The 16,372-nt window shown below is 69.3% G+C and carries 13 protein-coding genes and 1 pseudogene; 10 read left to right on the top strand and 4 right to left on the bottom strand.

Annotated elements, in window-relative coordinates; all coding sequences use genetic code 11:
* Window positions 1-271 precede the first annotated feature (271 nt).
* Window positions 272-1,657, bottom strand: a complete 1,386-nt coding sequence (locus P8T65_RS14120; RefSeq protein ID WP_316725753.1) for a cation:dicarboxylate symporter family transporter — start codon at window positions 1,655-1,657, stop codon at window positions 272-274.
* Window positions 1,658-2,172: 515 nt separating this feature from the next.
* Between P8T65_RS14120 and P8T65_RS14125 the strand changes: the two genes are divergently transcribed.
* Entirely contained in the window at window positions 2,173-3,933 is a 1,761-nt protein-coding gene (locus P8T65_RS14125; protein WP_316725754.1) for a sensor histidine kinase, read from the top strand.
* Window positions 3,930-4,619, top strand: coding sequence for a response regulator (locus tag P8T65_RS14130; RefSeq protein ID WP_316725755.1), 690 nt, complete (start codon window positions 3,930-3,932; stop codon window positions 4,617-4,619). Before P8T65_RS14125 ends, P8T65_RS14130 begins: the two co-directional genes overlap by 4 nt.
* 10 nt (window positions 4,620-4,629) lie before the next feature.
* Here the strand turns inward: P8T65_RS14130 and P8T65_RS14135 are convergent, their stop codons facing one another.
* On the bottom strand, window positions 4,630-5,187 hold the full coding sequence (locus P8T65_RS14135) for a hypothetical protein (RefSeq protein ID WP_316725756.1): 558 nt from the start codon (window positions 5,185-5,187) through the stop codon (window positions 4,630-4,632).
* 157 nt (window positions 5,188-5,344) lie between these two features.
* Here P8T65_RS14135 and P8T65_RS14140 point away from each other — a divergent pair, with 157 nt between their 5' ends.
* From P8T65_RS14140 to P8T65_RS14155, 4 genes are all read left to right on the top strand, one after another.
* The gene (locus P8T65_RS14140; protein WP_399098900.1) at window positions 5,345-6,754 is read left to right on the top strand and encodes an extracellular solute-binding protein; all 1,410 of its coding nucleotides are present in this window, start codon (window positions 5,345-5,347) and stop codon (window positions 6,752-6,754) included.
* Window positions 6,755-6,764: 10 nt separating this feature from the next.
* Window positions 6,765-7,697 (top strand): sugar ABC transporter permease, encoded by a 933-nt coding sequence (locus P8T65_RS14145; protein ID WP_316725758.1) that lies wholly within the window; start codon window positions 6,765-6,767, stop codon window positions 7,695-7,697.
* A 5-nt stretch (window positions 7,698-7,702) separates the two neighbouring features.
* Entirely contained in the window at window positions 7,703-8,527 is an 825-nt protein-coding gene (locus P8T65_RS14150; protein WP_399098902.1) for a carbohydrate ABC transporter permease, read from the top strand.
* 200 nt (window positions 8,528-8,727) lie between these two features.
* Entirely contained in the window at window positions 8,728-9,048 is a 321-nt protein-coding gene (locus P8T65_RS14155; RefSeq protein WP_399103077.1) for a tetratricopeptide repeat protein, read from the top strand.
* A 20-nt stretch (window positions 9,049-9,068) separates the two neighbouring features.
* Here the strand turns inward: P8T65_RS14155 and P8T65_RS14160 are convergent.
* Window positions 9,069-9,314, bottom strand: a pseudogene (locus P8T65_RS14160) (pyridoxamine 5'-phosphate oxidase family protein); the annotation flags it as partial.
* 102 nt (window positions 9,315-9,416) lie between these two features.
* Here P8T65_RS14160 and P8T65_RS14165 point away from each other — a divergent pair.
* Window positions 9,417-10,142 carry a helix-turn-helix transcriptional regulator gene (locus tag P8T65_RS14165; protein WP_316725761.1) on the top strand — a complete coding sequence of 242 codons (726 nt, stop codon included), beginning with the start codon at window positions 9,417-9,419 and terminating at the stop codon, window positions 10,140-10,142.
* A gap of 36 nt (window positions 10,143-10,178) precedes the next feature.
* Here the strand turns inward: P8T65_RS14165 and P8T65_RS14170 are convergent, their stop codons facing one another.
* Window positions 10,179-11,204, bottom strand: a complete 1,026-nt coding sequence (locus P8T65_RS14170; protein WP_316725762.1) for an ATP-dependent 6-phosphofructokinase — start codon at window positions 11,202-11,204, stop codon at window positions 10,179-10,181.
* Between the two features lie 243 nt (window positions 11,205-11,447).
* Here P8T65_RS14170 and pta point away from each other — a divergent pair, with 243 nt between their 5' ends.
* From pta to pyk, 3 genes are all read left to right on the top strand, one after another.
* Window positions 11,448-13,559 carry a phosphate acetyltransferase gene (gene pta, locus P8T65_RS14175; protein WP_316725763.1) on the top strand — a complete coding sequence of 704 codons (2,112 nt, stop codon included), beginning with the start codon at window positions 11,448-11,450 and terminating at the stop codon, window positions 13,557-13,559.
* Window positions 13,560-13,588: 29 nt separating this feature from the next.
* Window positions 13,589-14,800: an acetate kinase gene (locus tag P8T65_RS14180; protein WP_316725764.1), complete on the top strand. Its 1,212-nt coding sequence runs from the start codon at window positions 13,589-13,591 to the stop codon at window positions 14,798-14,800.
* 127 nt (window positions 14,801-14,927) lie between these two features.
* Window positions 14,928-16,358: a pyruvate kinase gene (gene pyk, locus P8T65_RS14185; RefSeq protein ID WP_316725765.1), complete on the top strand. Its 1,431-nt coding sequence runs from the start codon at window positions 14,928-14,930 to the stop codon at window positions 16,356-16,358.
* The last annotated feature ends 14 nt before the right edge of the window (window positions 16,359-16,372 follow it).

A 16,372-nucleotide genomic window follows, 5' to 3' on the forward strand; every position in this document is an offset into this window, starting at 1 on the left:
GACGCCGACGTCAAGGCAAGACCGCGCGCACAACACGACAAAAGCCGAGTGGCCAGGTCTATAGGGGGAGGACCTGGCCACTCGGGGTTCTGAAGCTGTTCGGTTGTGTCCCGTACGGCCGGATCTACGGGGGAGGACCCGGCCGTACGGAGTGTTGGGAGCCCTGGGCCCCGTCAGGGGCGCGGGGAACTGCGCGACCAGCCACGCTCGACCGGCGGCCGAAAGACGACCCGCAGTCCCCGGCGCTTGATCCGGCGCCCCAGCGGAGCACTCACGCCTTGGCGAGCTCTTTCTCGCCCTCCGGCTCGGCCGCGGCGGAGGCCGGCGCAGCCGCCCCATGGCCGTCGTCCAGCAGCGTCGCCTCGTCGAACGGCGCGTGCCCGGCGAGAACCTCGTTCACCCGCTCCTTGTCGATCTCCTTGGTCCAGGTACCGATGAGGACCGTGGCCACCGCGTTGCCCGCGAAGTTCGTCAGGGCGCGGGCCTCGCTCATGAAGCGGTCGATGCCGACGATGAGGCCGATACCGTCCACCAGGGCCGGCTTGTGGGACTGGAGGCCACCCGCGAGGGTCGCGAGACCGGCACCGGTGACACCCGCCGCGCCCTTGGAGGCGACCAGCAGGAAGAGCAGCAGCGCGATCTGCTCGCCGACCGCCATCGGCGTACCCATGGCGTCGGCGATGAACAGGGACGCCATGGTCATGTAGATCATGGTGCCGTCGAGGTTGAAGGAGTAGCCGGTCGGGACGGTGATGCCGACGACGGGCTTGCTGACACCCAGGTGCTCCATCTTCGCGATGAGGCGCGGCAGCGCGGACTCGGAGGAGGAGGTGGACAGGATCAGCAGGAACTCACGGCCCAGGTACTTGAAGAACGTGAAGATGTTCAGCCCCGCGACGATCTTCAGCAGCGCGCCGAGGACGATGAAGACGAAGAGGAAGCAGGTGACGTAGAAGCCGATCATCAGCACGGCGAGGCTCTTGAGGGCGTCGAGGCCGGCGGACCCGGTCACGGCCGCGATGGCACCGAACGCGCCGATCGGGGCGGCCCACATCACCATCGCGAGGATGCGGAAGACGAGGCGCTGGATGTGCTCGATACCGCGCAGGATCGGCTGGCCGGCGTCGCCCATGGCCTGGAGCGCGAAGCCCGCGAGCAGGGCGACCAGCAGGGTCTGCAGGACCTCGCCGCCGGTGAACGCGGAGACGATCGTGGTCGGGATGATGCCGAGCAGGAACTCGGTGGTGTCCTTCGCCTCGGCCGAGACCTGCGCCTGACCGGTCTCCTTGATCGCGTCGGTGACCGCGAGACCCGTGCCGGGCTCGACGATGTTGCCGACGACCAGACCGATGGCCAGGGCCACCAGCGACATGATCAGGAAGTAGACCAGGGCGATACCGCCGACGGCGCCGACCTTCGCGGCCTTCCGTACGGAGCCGATGCCCAGCACGATCGTGCAGAAGATGATCGGCGAGATCATCATCTTGATCAGGTTCACGAAGCCGGTGCCGATGGGCTTCAGCTCGACGGCGAAGTCGGGGGCGATGAGACCCACGGCGATGCCGAGGGCCACAGCCACGATCACGGCGATGTACAGGTAGTGCGTGCGGTCCCGCTTGGCGGGAGCGGTAGGTGCCGTATGAGTGGTGCTGGCCACGGCTGCCCTCCTCGTCGACGACGTCGTCGGCTCGCTGTTCCGGCGTGCGGCTCACGTCCGGGGGAATTCGGGAGACGGTCTCCCAAGGGGTGGGAACCGGCGGGTTCCCGGGTGGGAGCCCTGGGGCTCCCGGTGGGAGACCGGCTCCCGGTGTCGGGAGCCGGCGGGCTCCCGGAGCCGGCAGCTGGGGGACTTCCGGCGGTGGGAGCGGGGCTCCCCTGGGGTGGGGAGAGCCCGCCGCTCCCGGCGGTGGAAGCCGGCGGGCTTCCGGGGCCGGAGGCTGGAGGGCCTCCGGCGGTGGGAGCTGGGGGGCTCCCGGGGCGGGGAGACGGGCTCCCGGTGGTGGGAGACGGGCTCCCGGCGGCTCGGGTCGTGGTGTCCCGGGGCGGGAGTCGTGCTCCCTGTCGGTGTCCAGGTGCTGGACGGGTCGATGCAGTGACTATCTCCCTCCCTGTGAGGGCGGTCACCCTTCCGTTCATTTAGTTCACGCCTACACGGCGATGCAGACTGTGGGCATGCGCGTCCCGCTCCGTCTCCGTCCCCGCAGCCTCGCAGGTCAGCTCTTCGCCGTTCAGGCGGTGCTGATCGCCGCCGTGGTGGCCGGGTACGCGCTGTTCACGTACGTCAGCGACCGCTCCCAGGCGGAGGAGGCGGGAGGCCGTCAGGCCCTGGCCGTGGCCGCCACCGTCGCCGACTCCCCGTCGGTCCGTGCGGCGATCCACACCTCCGACCCCACGGCACGGCTCCAGCCGTACGCCACCGAGGTGCAGCGGCACGCAGGCGTCGACTTCGTGACGATCATGACGCCGGACGGCATCCGCTGGACCCACCCGGACCGCGACCGGATCGGTGAGCACTTCCTCGGCCACATAGAGGAGGCGCAGAAGGGCGGCTCGATCACCGAGACCTACACCGGCACGCTCGGCCCGTCGGTCCGCGCGGTCACCCCGATCATGGAGAACGGCGAGGTCATCGGCCTGGTCAGCGCCGGAATACGGGTGCAGGCGATCAGCGACCGCGTCGAGGATCAGCTCACGGCCCTGGTGGGCGTGGCCGCCGGCGCCCTGGCCCTCGGTGGTGTCGGCACCTATATCGTCAACGCCCGCCTGCGCCGCCACACCCACAACATGAACGCCGCCGAGCTGAGCAACATGCACGACTACCACCAGGCCGCCCTGCACGCCGTGCGCGAGGGCCTGCTGATGCTCGACGGCCAGTACCGGGTGGCCCTCATCAACGACGGGGCGCGGGAGCTGCTGGGGGTGACGGAGGACGTGGTCGGCCGTTCGGTGGCGGACCTGGGGCTGCCCGCCCCGCTGACGGGCGCGCTGCTCTCCTCCGAGCCCCGGGTGGACGAGGTGCTCCTGACCGCCGAACGGGTGCTGGTGGTGAACACCTCGCCGGTGTCGGGCGGCCAGCGCCGGGGCGCGGTGATCACCCTGCGCGATGTGACCGAACTCCAGTCCCTCACGGGTGAGCTGGACTCCGAGCGCGGCTTCACGCAGGCGCTGCGCTCCCAGGCGCACGAGGCCGCCAACCGCCTCCACACGGTTGTCTCGCTGATCGAGCTGGGCCGCTCGGACGAGGCGATCGACTTCGCGACGGCGGAACTGGAGCTGGCGCAGGCCCTGACGGACCAGGTCGTGGCGGCGGTCAGCGAACCGGTGCTCGCCGCGCTGCTGCTGGGCAAGGCCGCCCAGGCGAACGAACGGGGCGTCGAGCTGGTGGTCTCGGAGGACAGCCGTATCGACGACGGCCTCCTCCCGGAGTCCCTGCCGGCCCGCGACCTGGTCACGGTCCTGGGCAACCTGATCGACAACGCGGTGGACGCGGCGCAGGGGTCGGTCGGGGCGAGGGTGACGGTGACGGCGTACACGGACGAGCGGGCCGGGACGGCGGACGGGTCCGTGCTGGTGCTGCGGGTGTCGGACACGGGAAGCGGAGTGGACCCGGCCCACGCGGAGGCCGTCTTCGAGCGCGGCTTCTCCACGAAGCCCTCCGGTCCCGGCGGCCGTGGTCTCGGCCTGGCTCTCGTACGGCAGACCGCGCGCCGCCACGGGGGCACGCTGACCGTGTCGGAGGCGGCCGGGGGCGGGGCCGAGTTCGAGGTGCGGCTGCCGCTGGGCGCGCACGGCGGCGACGGGGCGGGGCAGGGACGTTCGGCGGGGCTGGACTCCGTGGCCGGGGACTCCGTGGTGCATGATGCCGCGGAGCAGGACAACGACGACGATGTCCAGGCCCCTCGGGCCACGGTGGCTGGAGGCGACGACGCATGACGAAGGCCGGGTCCGACCCCATCAGAGTCCTGGTCGTCGAGGACGACCCCGTAGCCGCCGACGCGCACATGATGTACGTCGGCCGTGTCCCCGGCTTCACGGCGGTCGGCAAGGCCCACACGGGCGCGGAGGCGCGGCGTGCGCTGGACCGGATGCCGGTGGATCTGCTGCTGCTGGACCTCCACCTGCCGGACGTGCACGGTCTGCAGCTGGCCCGCTCGCTCCGCGCGGCCGGCTACCACGCGGACGTGATAGCGGTGACGTCGGCGCGGGACCTGACGGTGGTCCGGGAGGGCGTCTCGCTGGGCGTGGTCCAGTACGTCCTGAAGCCCTTCACGTTCGCGACCCTCCGCGACCGTCTCGTCCGCTACGCCGAGTTCCATGCGGCAGCGGGCGAGGCGAGCGGGCAGGACGAGGTGGACCGGGCGCTGGCGACCCTGCGGGCCCCGGGTCCGGCGGCGCTGCCGAAGGGGCTGAGCGCCCCGACCCTGGAGCGGGTGACGGTGGCCCTGCGGGACGCGGGCGAGGGCCTGACGGCGGCCGGGGTGGCGGAGACGGTCGGCATCTCACGCATCACGGCCCGGCGCTATCTGGAACACCTGGTGGACGCGGGCCGCGCGGCCCGGAGCCCGCAGTACGGGCAGGTGGGACGGCCGGAGCTGCAGTACCGGTGGGTGAAGGGCTGACCACCCGCCGTCAGCCGGCCGATGGGGCGGGCCGTCCGGAGGGTCTGGCGTAGAGGACGATCTGCACCCCGAGCCCGACGACCGTGAGCGCCTCGACACCGGAGAGGACGACGAGACCCGCGCTGGTCTCACCGCTCACCCAGTACACCAACAGCCCGGCGAGCGGAACGACACAGAAGGCCAGCAGATCGATTCCGCACTGTATGACCTTGCGCGATCTCCTGCGCACATCGCCCCGGTGCGCGACTTCCCATTCGAAAACTTTCTGCGCACCGGCGAGCTGGGCGAGCCGCGGCCCGAGATCGCCCCGCACGTACGCCCCGATCGCGGAGATCTTCTCGTCGTTGACGAGGTAGGTCCATCCGAGTACGACGCATACAGGCGGCAGCGCGAGCAGCATCGCCGACTGCCTCGCCTGCGCCGAGGCGGCAATGACGGCGGCGAGCACGGTGAGGGTGACGTAGAGCAGATTGTCCCGAAACCCGATCCGCGTCTTCTGCTCCTCCTTGACGACCTGATACTCGACGAGCAACAACTGCCCGACGGTGATGTCGTCCTGTTCCGGCACCCTTGCCCCCTACCACTGCGACAACAAAGCCTCTGCTCAAGCAACTTGCCCAGCACCTTACGGCGAACCGGTGCAGACGCATTGACCTGACTAGACCACTCCCCTTACCGTCACCGGGCACCACCCAAGGCCACAGCGACGTAGCCAGCAGGAGGTCGTGCCCGTGCGCCCCACCGCACCCAGCTCCCGCCGATCCCCCCTCCGCCTCCTCCTCACCGCCGCCCTGGCTGTCACCGCACCGGGCGCGCTCGCCGCCTGTGGCAGCGGCTCCGGCAGCGACCCGGACACGGTGGAGGTCTCCTACAAACAGTCGACGGACAACCAGGTCCGGGTGATGGACACCTTCCTCGCCGACGTCAAGAAACAGTTCGAGAAGGCGAATCCGGGCAAGAAGGTGAAGCTCGTCCCGATCAAGGCCCCGGACTCGGAGTACTACACCAAGGTGCAGCAGATGCTGCGCTCCCCGAAGACGGCGCCGGACCTGGTCTACGAGGACACCTTCCTCATCAACTCGGACATCACGAGCGGCTATCTGAAGCCGCTGGACGACTACTTGGCCGACTGGAAGGACTGGGACCAGTTCATCGACACGGCCAGGACGGCGGCCAAGGCCGAGGACGGGAAGACGTACGGCGTCCCGGACGGCACGGACACCCGCGGCCTGTGGTTCGACAAGGCCATCTTCGCGAAGGCGGGCCTGCCGGCGGACTGGCAGCCGAAGACGTGGGACGACGTGCTCGACGCCGCCCGCACCATCAAAAGGAAAGTCCAGGACGTCATTCCGCTGAACGTCTACACGGGCAAACCGGCCGGTGAGGCCGCGACCATGCAGGGCTTCGAAATGCTCCTGTACGGCACGGAAGGTGCCACAAGTGGTGGCGCCGACCCGTTGTACGACGAGAAGTCGAAGAAATGGAAGACGGGCACGCAAGGGTTCAAGGACGCCCTCGCCTTCGTGGAGACGGTCTACAAGGAGAAGCTCGGCCCGGAGGTCTCCGACGCCCTCGACCCGAACATCTCCACCCGGGTCCGCGGCGAACTCCTCCCCGAGGGAAAACTCGGCATCAACCTCGACGGCTCCTGGCTCCCCCAGGACTGGCTGCCCGGCAGCGGTCACGCATGGCCGGAGTGGTCGGAGAAACTCGGCCTCGCGTACATGCCCACGCAGAACGGCCAGTCCCCCGGCAAGGTGAGCATGTCCGGCGGCTGGACCTGGGCCATCCCCGACAAGGCCGGCAACCCCGACCTCGCTTTCAAGTTCATCGAGACCATGCAGTCGAAGACGAACGCCCAGAAGTGGTACATCGCCAATTCCGGAATCGCCGTCCGCGAGGACGTGGCATCGGACCCCGCCTACGCCGAGGCCCAGCCCGGCATCAAATTCTTCACCGACCTGGTGTCGAGCACGCACTACCGCCCGGCGTACCCGGCGTATCCGAAGGTCTCCACGGCCATTCAGGAGGCGATGGAATCCGTGACGACGGGCGACGCGTCGGTGGCGGAGGCGGCGAAGAACTACGACGAGGAGCTGAAGGCGGCGACGGACGACCAGGTGATCGAAGAGTGAGCGGCCCCGCATGACGGGGCCGACAGGTACGAGGGCGAGGGCTACGAAGGCGGCGGCGAAGCCGGGGGCCGCCCCGCCCCGCCCCGCCGTCCGCACCCTCACCCGGGCCCTCCCCCTCACACCCGCCACCGTCCTCCTGCTCCTCTTCCTGGCCGGCCCCATCGCCTACTGCGCCTACATCGCCTTCACCGACCTCCAACTCACCGGCCAGGCCGAGGACTCCTTCATCGGCTTCGAGAACTTCCGCACGGCGTTCGGGGACGAGGCGTTCCTGAACGCGGTCTGGCTGACCCTGGTCTTCACGGTCGTCTCGGCGCTGCTGGGCCAGAACACGCTGGGGCTGGCGCTGGCGGCGCTGATGCAACGCGCCTCGAAACCCGTCCGCACGCTGGTGGGGGGAATCGTCGTCACGGCATGGGTCCTCCCGGAGGTGGTGGCGGGCTTCCTCCTCTACGCCTTCTTCCGACGCGAAGGAACCCTGAACGCCGTCCTGGACTGGCTCCATCTCCCCACCCAGAACTGGCTGTACACGCTCCCGATCCTCGCGGTCTCCTTCGCGAACGTCTGGCGAGGAACAGCCTTCTCCATGCTGGTCTACTCCGCGGCCCTGAACGAGATCCCGAAGGAGATCACGGAAGCGGCGGAGATGGACGGCGCGGGCGGCTGGCGCCGCATGTGGCACATCACGCTCCCGATGATCCGGCGCTCCATCGGCACGAACCTGATGCTGATCACCCTCCAGACCCTGTCGGTCTTCGGCCTGATCTGGGTGATGACGCGCGGCGGACCGGGCGGCAAGAGCCAGACCCTCCCCCTCTTCATGTACGAGGAGGCGTTCCAGAAGAGCATGATCGGCTACGGCACGGCGGTGGCGCTGTTGTTGCTGGTGGTGGGTTCGCTGTTCTCGGTGATCTATCTGCGGCTGCTGCGGACGGAGGTGTGAGTGCCGTGGCCTCCCCGAACTCCCGACGGCTGGCGGCGGACGCGGGTCTCCTCGTCGTCGCCGCGGCCTTCGTCCTCCCCCTGGCCTGGGTGATCCTCTCCTCGGTGGACCCGAAGGCGAACCTGACGGTGAAAATCCCGGACGGCGTGACCCTGGACAACTTCGACGCCGTCCTGACCCCGGAGATCACCTTCACCCCCCTCCTGAACAGCCTGCTGCTGTGCGGCGGAGGGACAGCCTTGACGGTGGTGTGCGCGGCCCTGGCGGCCTACCCGCTCTCCCGCTTCCGCTCCCGTCTGAACCGCCCCTTCCTCCTGACGATCCTCTTCGCGACGAGCCTGCCGATCACGGCGATCATGGTCCCGGTCTACGCACTCTTCGTACAGGTGAATCTGATCGACACCATGCAGGGCACGATCTTCTTCTTCGCCGCGTCCCAACTCCCTTTCGCCATCTGGCTGATGAAGAACTTCATGGACGGCGTCCCGAAAGAACTGGAAGAGGCGGCTTGGACGGACGGCGCATCGTCCTTCCAGTCCCTGACCCGGGTCGTACTACCGCTGATGGGCCCGGGGGTGGCCGTCGTCACCGTCTTCTCGTTCGTGATGATGTGGGGCAACTTCTTCGTCCCGTTCATGCTGCTCCTGACCCCGGAACAGCTGCCGGCGGCGGTGAGCATCAACGAGTTCTTCGGGAATCGGGGGACGGTGGTTTATGGGCAGTTGGCGGCGTTCTCGGTTATCTATTCGACGCCGGTGATCTTGCTGTATGTGGGGGTGGCCAGGCGGTTGGGCGGGGGGTTCGCTCTGGGCGGGGCGGTCAAAGGATGAACGGAATGAACCGCGTCATTCCAGGGCCCTGGCCTGGGCTCGCACCTGGGCAGCCTCGGTGCTGGCGTTGGCACGCGTGAAAGCGTCGGCGGCGCGGAGCCAATGGATGCGGGCGTCGGTGAGGCGGCGGGCGTTCTCGTGAACGATCGCCAGGTTTTGCAGAGCCAGGGCCGTCCTGTACCAGTCTTTGAACCGCCCATATCCACGCCCGCGACCTCCACCGGTGCGTCAAGAACCGCCACGGCGAGGCCAAAGCGTGGAACAACATCGGCGCCGCCTTGGGAAAGTCAGGCCGAGCAGAGGAGGCCATCAAGGCGTTCGACAGGGGTCTGGAGATCTGCCGCGAACTTGAGGACTGGTACGGGGTAGGTCAGAGCCTAGGCAACCTGGCACTCGCCCACCAGGACGCTCACCGCCCCGCCCAAGCCCGCGCTCTCTACCTCCAGGCCGCCGACTCCTTCACCCGAGCCAACGCCCCCACTGAAGCCGCTCAAGCCCGCGCTCAGGCCGAGCTGACCTGACCCCGTCGCCCTCACCCACCCTCGGTATCGATATGGGACCGGGAGACGCTCGGGTTGCGGCGCAGGTTCTCCTCCTTCACCCGCCCCACCGACGTGTTGACCATGACGTACTCGGGCCCGGAGGCATCCTCCCCGTCCCTCTCGATGTCCACCCACATGGGTGACACCTGAGGCGCCCCGTCCGGTCCCACCGTCGCCAAGTGCCAGAAATTCGGCGCCAGTAGGCGCTCACGAATGTGCCCGTCCAGCTTCGCCGGCTTCGTCATGCGGTGATCCCTACCCACCTCACCAACCGTAGGTTCCTACAATCCGTGTTTGTGGCCGAACAGTCCGTAGTCACCGCAGCCCCGCGCCCCTACGTTGTGCGCGTGCACCGACGCTCAGCGCATGAAACCGCCGACTCCGCCCCCACCCCGCCCTTCAACGCCCCCGCCGCCCGGAAGCTGCGCATGGCGCTGGGCATGGGGCCCGAACACGTCGCCTACCAGATGCGGTCCTCGTACGGCCTCCCGTACGTCACCCCGGACCTGGTCGCCGCCTGGGAACGCGGCACCGTCTCACCCACCGGCCCCGAACTCACCGCGCTCGCGGGCGTGTTGTGGTGCTCGGCAGGTGAACTGATCAGCTCCCCCAGGACGTTGCGCGAGCACCGCATGGCGCAGGGGGCCGCCGCCGAGGACGTCGCCCGCGCGGTCGGACTCGAACTCGGTACCTACCTCCGCATGGAGGAGACCGGGGAGTGGCGCGGCACCGACCGGCAGTGCGCCGCCCTCGCCACCGTACTGGGTCTCTCCCTGCCCGACCTGATCACCGTCACGGGCCGCGAGCCGAAGCTCAGGGAACTGCTCCACAGCGCGGTGACCACCCGCTGGCAGGCCCATGTGCGCCCCACCGCGAAGTTGCTGTCCCTCGACCGACGCCTCCTGGAGGACGTCCTCCGCGAGATGCACACCAACTACCAGGGCCTGGTGGCCGCCACCCTCACCTGGGCCAACGGCACCGCCGCGACCGACTCGGGCGACGCCGGCCGCGACTACCTGGACGGGATCACCGATCATTTCTGGTCACTGGTGCGGCGAACGACCACCTACTGACCCCGGCCCACCCGAGCCCGGCGAAAGCCCTGGAACCTAGAACACCGACTCCGCCTCGTCCATCCGGTCCTTCGGCACCGTCTTCAGTTCGGTCACCGCCTCCGCCAGCGGCACCATCACCACCTCGGTGCCGCGCAGGGCGGTCATACGACCGTAGTCGGCCCGGTGCGCGGCCTCGACCGCGTGCCAGCCGAAGCGCGTGGCGAGCACCCTGTCGTACGCGGTCGGGGTGCCGCCGCGCTGGACGTGCCCGAGAATGACCGGCTTGGCCTCCTTGCCGAGGCGGCGCTCCAGCTCGTACGCCAGTGCCGTGCCGATGCCCTGGAAGCGCTCGTGGCCGAACTGGTCGATCTCGCCGTGGCCGTAGTCCATGGAGCCCTCGGCCGGGTGCGCGCCCTCGGCTACACAGATGACCGCGAACTTCTTGCCCCGCGAGAAGCGCTCCTCCACCATCTTCACCAGGTCGGCGGGGTCGAAGGCCCGCTCAGGCAGACAGATGCCGTGCGCGCCGGCCGCCATGCCCGACTCCAGGGCGATCCAGCCCGCGTGCCGGCCCATGACCTCGACGACCATCACCCGCTGATGGGACTCGGCGGTGGTCTTCAGGCGGTCCATCGCCTCGGTGGCGACACCCACGGCCGTATCGAAACCGAACGTGCGATCGGTCGACGAGATGTCGTTGTCGATGGTCTTCGGGACGCCGACCACCGGCAGACCCGCGTCGCTCAGCATCCGCGCGGCCGTCAGCGTGCCCTCGCCGCCGATCGGGATCAGTACGTCGATACCGAACCGGTGGGCCATGTCCTGCGCGTTCTCGCAGGCCTCGCGCAGGCGGTCGCGCTGGAGGCGGGAGGAGCCGAGAATGGTGCCGCCACGGGCCAGGATTCCGCCGACGGCCTCCAGGTCGAGGGTGCGGTAGCGGCCGTCGAGGAGCCCCGCGTAGCCGTCCTCGAAGCCGATGACCTCGTCGCCGTACTGGGCGACCGCTCGGTGCACGACCGACCGGATCACTGCGTTCAGGCCCGGACAGTCGCCGCCTGCGGTGAGAACTCCGATACGCATCGTGCTGTGTCTCCTGCTCGTCCTGATCATCCTGATCGGTGCTGGTACTTATGAGCCAGTCCGATTGTTTCACGGCCGCCCGGGGGTCGCCGCGCCCCTCCGGCCCCGCCCGGCACCCCTCCCCACTGATGGGCGCCTTATCCATGGTCAGGGGTATTGTCAAGAGGGTTTCCGTCCGCCGTGACGGCGATTTCCACCCCTCCCCTGCCGAACCAGTCGAACCATATGAAACGGAGAGCACACGTGACGCGCAGCGTATACGTGACCGGGATCGATCGCGGCGACGGCCGCCAGGTCGTGGAGCTGGGGGTGATGGAGCTCCTGACCCGCCAGGTCGACCGGGTGGGGGTGTTCCGGCCGCTGCTGCACCACGGACCGGACCGGCTCTTCGACCTGCTGCGCGCCCGCTACCGGCTCACCCAGGACCCGGCGACCGTGTACGGCATGGACTACCACGAGGCGTCCGCGCTCCAGGCCCAGCACGGCACGGACGAACTGGTCTCGACCCTCGTCGACCGCTTCCACGCCGTCGCCCGGGACTACGACGTCGTCCTCGTCCTCGGGACCGACTTCGCCGACACGCAGTTCCCGGACGAGCTGTCGCTCAACGCACGGCTGGCCAACGAGTTCGGCGCGTCCGTGATCCCGGTGGTCGGCGGACGCAAGCAGACCGCCGAGTCGGTCGCGGCGGAGACCCACAACGCCTACCGCGCGTACGAGGGCCTCGGCTGTGATGTGCTCGCCATGGTCGTCAACCGGGTCGCGCCCGCCGACCGCGGCGAGATAACCGAGCGGCTCGGTGACGCGCGGCTGCCGCTGCCCGTGCCCTGTTACGTCCTGCCCGACGAGCCCGCGCTCTCCGCGCCCACCGTCGCCCAGATCACCCACGCGCTCGGCGGCAAGGTCCTCCTCGGCGACGACTCGGGCCTCGCCCGCGACGCGCTCAACTTCGTCTTCGGCGGGGCCATGCTGCCGAACTTCCTCAACGCCCTGACCCCGGGCTGCCTGGTCGTCACCCCCGGCGACCGCGCGGACCTCGTCATCGGCGCCCTCGCCGCGCACAGCGCCGGCACCCCGCCCATCGCGGGCGTGCTGCTCACCCTCGACGAGCGGCCCAGCGACGAGATCCTCACCCTCGCAGCCCGTCTCGCCCCCGGCACGCCCGTCGTCGCCGTCAAGTCCGGCTCCTTCCTCACCGCCTCCGAACTGTTCTCCATGGAGGGCAAGTTGAGCGCGGTGACGCCGCGCAAGGCGGAGACCGCGCTCGGGCTCTTCGAGCGGCACGTCGACACCGCCGAGCTGCGCGGCCGGGTCTCGGCACCGAGCAGCGACCGGATCACGCCGATGATGTTCGAGCACACCCTCCTCGAACAGGCCCGCTCCGAGCGGCGCCGGGTGGTCCTCCCCGAGGGCACGGAGGAGCGCGTGCTGCACGCGGCGGAGGTCATCCTGCGCCGGAACGTCTGCGACCTCACCCTCCTCGGTCCAGTCGAACAGATCCGCAAGAAGGCCGCCGACCTGGGCATCGACCTCGGCGACAGCATGCTGGTGGACCCGGCGACCTCCGAGTGGCGGGACGCGTTCGCGGAGAAGTACGCCCAGTTCCGCGCCCACAAGAACATCAGCATGGAGCTGGCGTACGACGTGGTGTCCGACGTGAACTACTTCGGCACGCTGATGGTGCAGGAGGGGCTGGCGGACGGGATGGTCTCGGGGTCCGTGCACTCCACCGCCGCCACCATCCGGCCGGCCTTCGAGATCATCAAGACCAAGCCGGACGCCGACATCGTCTCGTCCGTCTTCTTCATGTGCCTCGCCGACAAGGTGCTGGTGTACGGGGACTGCGCGGTGAACCCGGACCCGAACGCCGAGCAGCTCGCCGACATCGCAATCCAGTCGGCCGCCACCGCACGGCGGTTCGGGGTGGAGCCGAGGATCGCGATGCTGTCGTACTCCACGGGGACGTCCGGGTCGGGCGCCGACGTCGACAAGGTGCGCGAGGCCACCGGGATCGTGCGCTCCCGGCGGCCCGACCTGCTGATCGAGGGGCCGATCCAGTACGACGCGGCCGTGGAGCCGAGTGTCGCGGCGACCAAGCTGCCGGACTCCGAAGTCGCCGGCCAGGCAACGGTGTTGATCTTCCCGGACCTCAACACCGGCAACAACACCTACAAGGCCGTCCAGCGGTCGGCGGGCGCGCTCGCGGTCGGGCCGGTCCTCCAGGGGCTGCGCAAGCCGGTCAACGACCTGTCGCGGGGCGCCCTCGTCCAGGACATCGTCACCACGGTCGCCATCACGGCGATCCAGGCCCAGACGGCCGCGGGCGCGGCCGTGCCCGCAGCCGCGGCCAAGTGACCCCCACCGACGACAGAAAGCCGACCGCTGTGACCGCCACCCGTGTCCTCGTCCTCAACTCCGGTTCCTCCTCGGTCAAGTACCAGCTGCTCGACATGCGCGACAGCAGCCGCCTGGCCATGGGCCTGGTGGAGCGCATCGGCGAGGAGACCTCCCGGCTGAAGCACACCCCGCTCACCGACGGGGGCGCCTCCCGCGAGCGCACCGAGCCGATCGCCGACCACGAAGCCGCCCTGAAAGCCGTCGCCGAGGAGCTGGCCGAGGACGGCCTCGGCCTCGACTCCCCCGAGCTGGCCGCCATCGGCCACCGCGTGGTGCACGGCGGGCAGAGCTTCACCCGGCCGACCCTGATCGACAGCGCCGTGCTCGCCGAGATCGAGCGGCTGATCCCGGTGGCACCGCTGCACAACCCGGCCAACCTCACCGGGATCCGGACCGCGCGGGCGCTGCGGCCCGACCTCCCGCAGGTCGCCGTGTTCGACACGGCGTTCCACACCACCATGCCGGAGTCGGCCGCCCGCTACGCCATCGACGTCGAGACGGCCGACGCGCACCGCATCCGCCGCTACGGCTTCCACGGCACCTCGCACGCCTATGTGTCCCGGGCGACGGCCGAACTGCTGGGCAAGGACCCGTCCGAGGTGAACGTCATCGTGCTGCACCTCGGCAACGGGGCGTCGGCCTCGGCGGTCGAGGGCGGCCGGTGCGTGGACACCTCCATGGGGCTGACGCCTTTGGAGGGGCTGGTGATGGGTACGCGGTCCGGAGACATGGACCCGGCCGTCATCTTTCATTTGATGCGCGTTGGCGGAATGTCCACGGACGAGATCGACACTCTCCTCAACAAGAAGAGCGGTCTGATCGGGCTGTGCGGCGACAACGACATGCGGGAAATCCGCCGGCGAATCGACGAGGGCGACGAGCGGGCGAAGCTGGCCTTCGACATCTACATTCACCGGTTGAAGAAGTACATCGGCGCCTACTACGCGGTGCTCGGCCGGGTGGACGCGGTCGCGTTCACGGCCGGGGTCGGCGAGAACGCGGCGCCGGTGCGCGAGGCCGCCGTCGCCGGTCTGGAGGGTCTGGGCCTGGCCGTGGACGGCGACCTCAACGCCGTACGGGGGGACGCGCCGCGGCTGATCTCGCCGGCCGGTGCGCGGGTCGCCGTCGCAGTGGTCCCGACGGACGAGGAACTGGAGATCGCGGCACAGACGTACGCCCTGATCGAAAAGAACATCTGAGCTCCGAAAAGAACAACTGAGCACCACCGGGCAATACACGCCGGTAACACGATTGAGCGCCGAGCCGCCCATATGCATTCCGCCAGACGGAATATTCCGTAGCGAAACAAACCGATAGGATCGTCCCATGCGCCGTTCGAAAATCGTCTGTACTCTCGGCCCCGCGGTCGACTCCCACGAGCAACTGGTCGCCCTCATCGAGGCCGGCATGAACGTGGCCCGTTTCAATTTCAGCCACGGCAGCCACGCCGAGCACCAGGGCCGCTACGACCGGGTCCGGGGCGCCGCCGCCGAGACCGGCAAGGCCATCGGGGTCCTCGCCGACCTCCAGGGCCCGAAGATCCGTCTGGAGACCTTCGCCGAGGGTCCGGTGGAGCTGGTGCGCGGTGACGAGTTCACCATCACCGCCGAGGACGTGCCGGGCGACAAGCAGATCTGCGGGACGACGTACAAGGGGCTGCCCGGGGACGTCTCCCCCGGCGACCAGATCCTCATCAACGACGGCAACGTCGAACTGAAGGTCATCGAGATCGACGGCCCCCGGGTGCGGACCGAGGTCATCGAGGGCGGTGTCATCTCCGACCACAAGGGCATCAACCTGCCCGGCGCGGCCGTCAACGTGCCCGCGCTGTCCGAGAAGGACGTCGAGGACCTGCGGTTCGCGCTGCGGATGGGCTGCGACCTGGTGGCGCTGTCCTTCGTGCGGGACGCCGAGGACGTGCGGGACGTCCACAAGGTGATGGACGAGGTGGGCCGCCGGGTCCCCGTCATCGCCAAGGTGGAGAAGCCGCAGGCGGTGGACAACATGGAGGACGTCGTGATGGCGTTCGACGGCGTGATGGTCGCCCGTGGCGACCTGGCCGTCGAGTACCCGCTCGAGAAGGTCCCCATGGTGCAGAAGCGGCTCATCGAGCTGTGCCGCCGCAACGCCAAGCCGGTGATCGTGGCGACCCAGATGATGGAGTCGATGATCACCAACTCCCGTCCCACGCGCGCCGAGGCCTCCGACGTGGCCAACGCGATCCTGGACGGCGCGGACGCGGTCATGCTGTCGGCGGAGTCCAGCGTGGGCGCGTACCCGCTGGAGACGGTCCGCACGATGTCGAAGATCGTCACGGCGGCCGAGGAGGAGCTGCTCGCCAAGGGCCTGCAGCCGCTGGTTCCGGGCAAGAAGCCGCGCACGCAGGGTGGTTCGATCGCCCGTGCCGCCTGCGAGATCGCCGACTTCCTCGGCGGGCGGGCCCTTGTGGCGTTCACCCAGTCCGGTGACACCGCTCGCCGGCTCTCCCGCTATCGCGCGTCGCAGCCGATCATCGCGTACACCACCGACGAGTCCACCCGGAACCAGCTGGCGCTCAGCTGGGGTGTCGAGTCGCACGTCGTGCCGTTCGTGAACAGCACCGACGAGATGGTCGACCTGGTCGACCACGAGATGGTCAAGCTCAACCGCTTCAACGAGGGCGACATCGCGGTCATCACCGCCGGCTCGCCCCCCGGCGTCCCGGGCACCACCAACATGGTCCGGGTCCACCACCTGGGCGGCGGCGCCCGCGACTGACGCGGCCGGCACCG

Origin of the sequence: Streptomyces sp. 11x1, assembly GCF_032598905.1 — a bacterium.
In the GTDB taxonomy this organism is placed as follows: Bacteria; Actinomycetota; Actinomycetes; order Streptomycetales; family Streptomycetaceae; genus Streptomyces.

Bases quoted from the DNA above. Each gene is read 5' to 3' on its own strand.
- pyk (WP_316725765.1), top strand. From the start codon at position 14,928: ATGCGCCGTTCGAAAATCGTCTGTACTCTCGGCCCCGCGGTCGACTCC.
- P8T65_RS14125 (WP_316725754.1), top strand. From the start codon at position 2,173: ATGCGCGTCCCGCTCCGTCTCCGTCCCCGCAGCCTCGCAGGTCAGCTC.
- P8T65_RS14170 (WP_316725762.1), bottom strand. From the start codon at position 11,204: ATGCGTATCGGAGTTCTCACCGCAGGCGGCGACTGTCCGGGCCTGAAC.
- P8T65_RS14130 (WP_316725755.1), top strand. From the start codon at position 3,930: ATGACGAAGGCCGGGTCCGACCCCATCAGAGTCCTGGTCGTCGAGGAC.
- P8T65_RS14145 (WP_316725758.1), top strand. From the start codon at position 6,765: ATGACGGGGCCGACAGGTACGAGGGCGAGGGCTACGAAGGCGGCGGCG.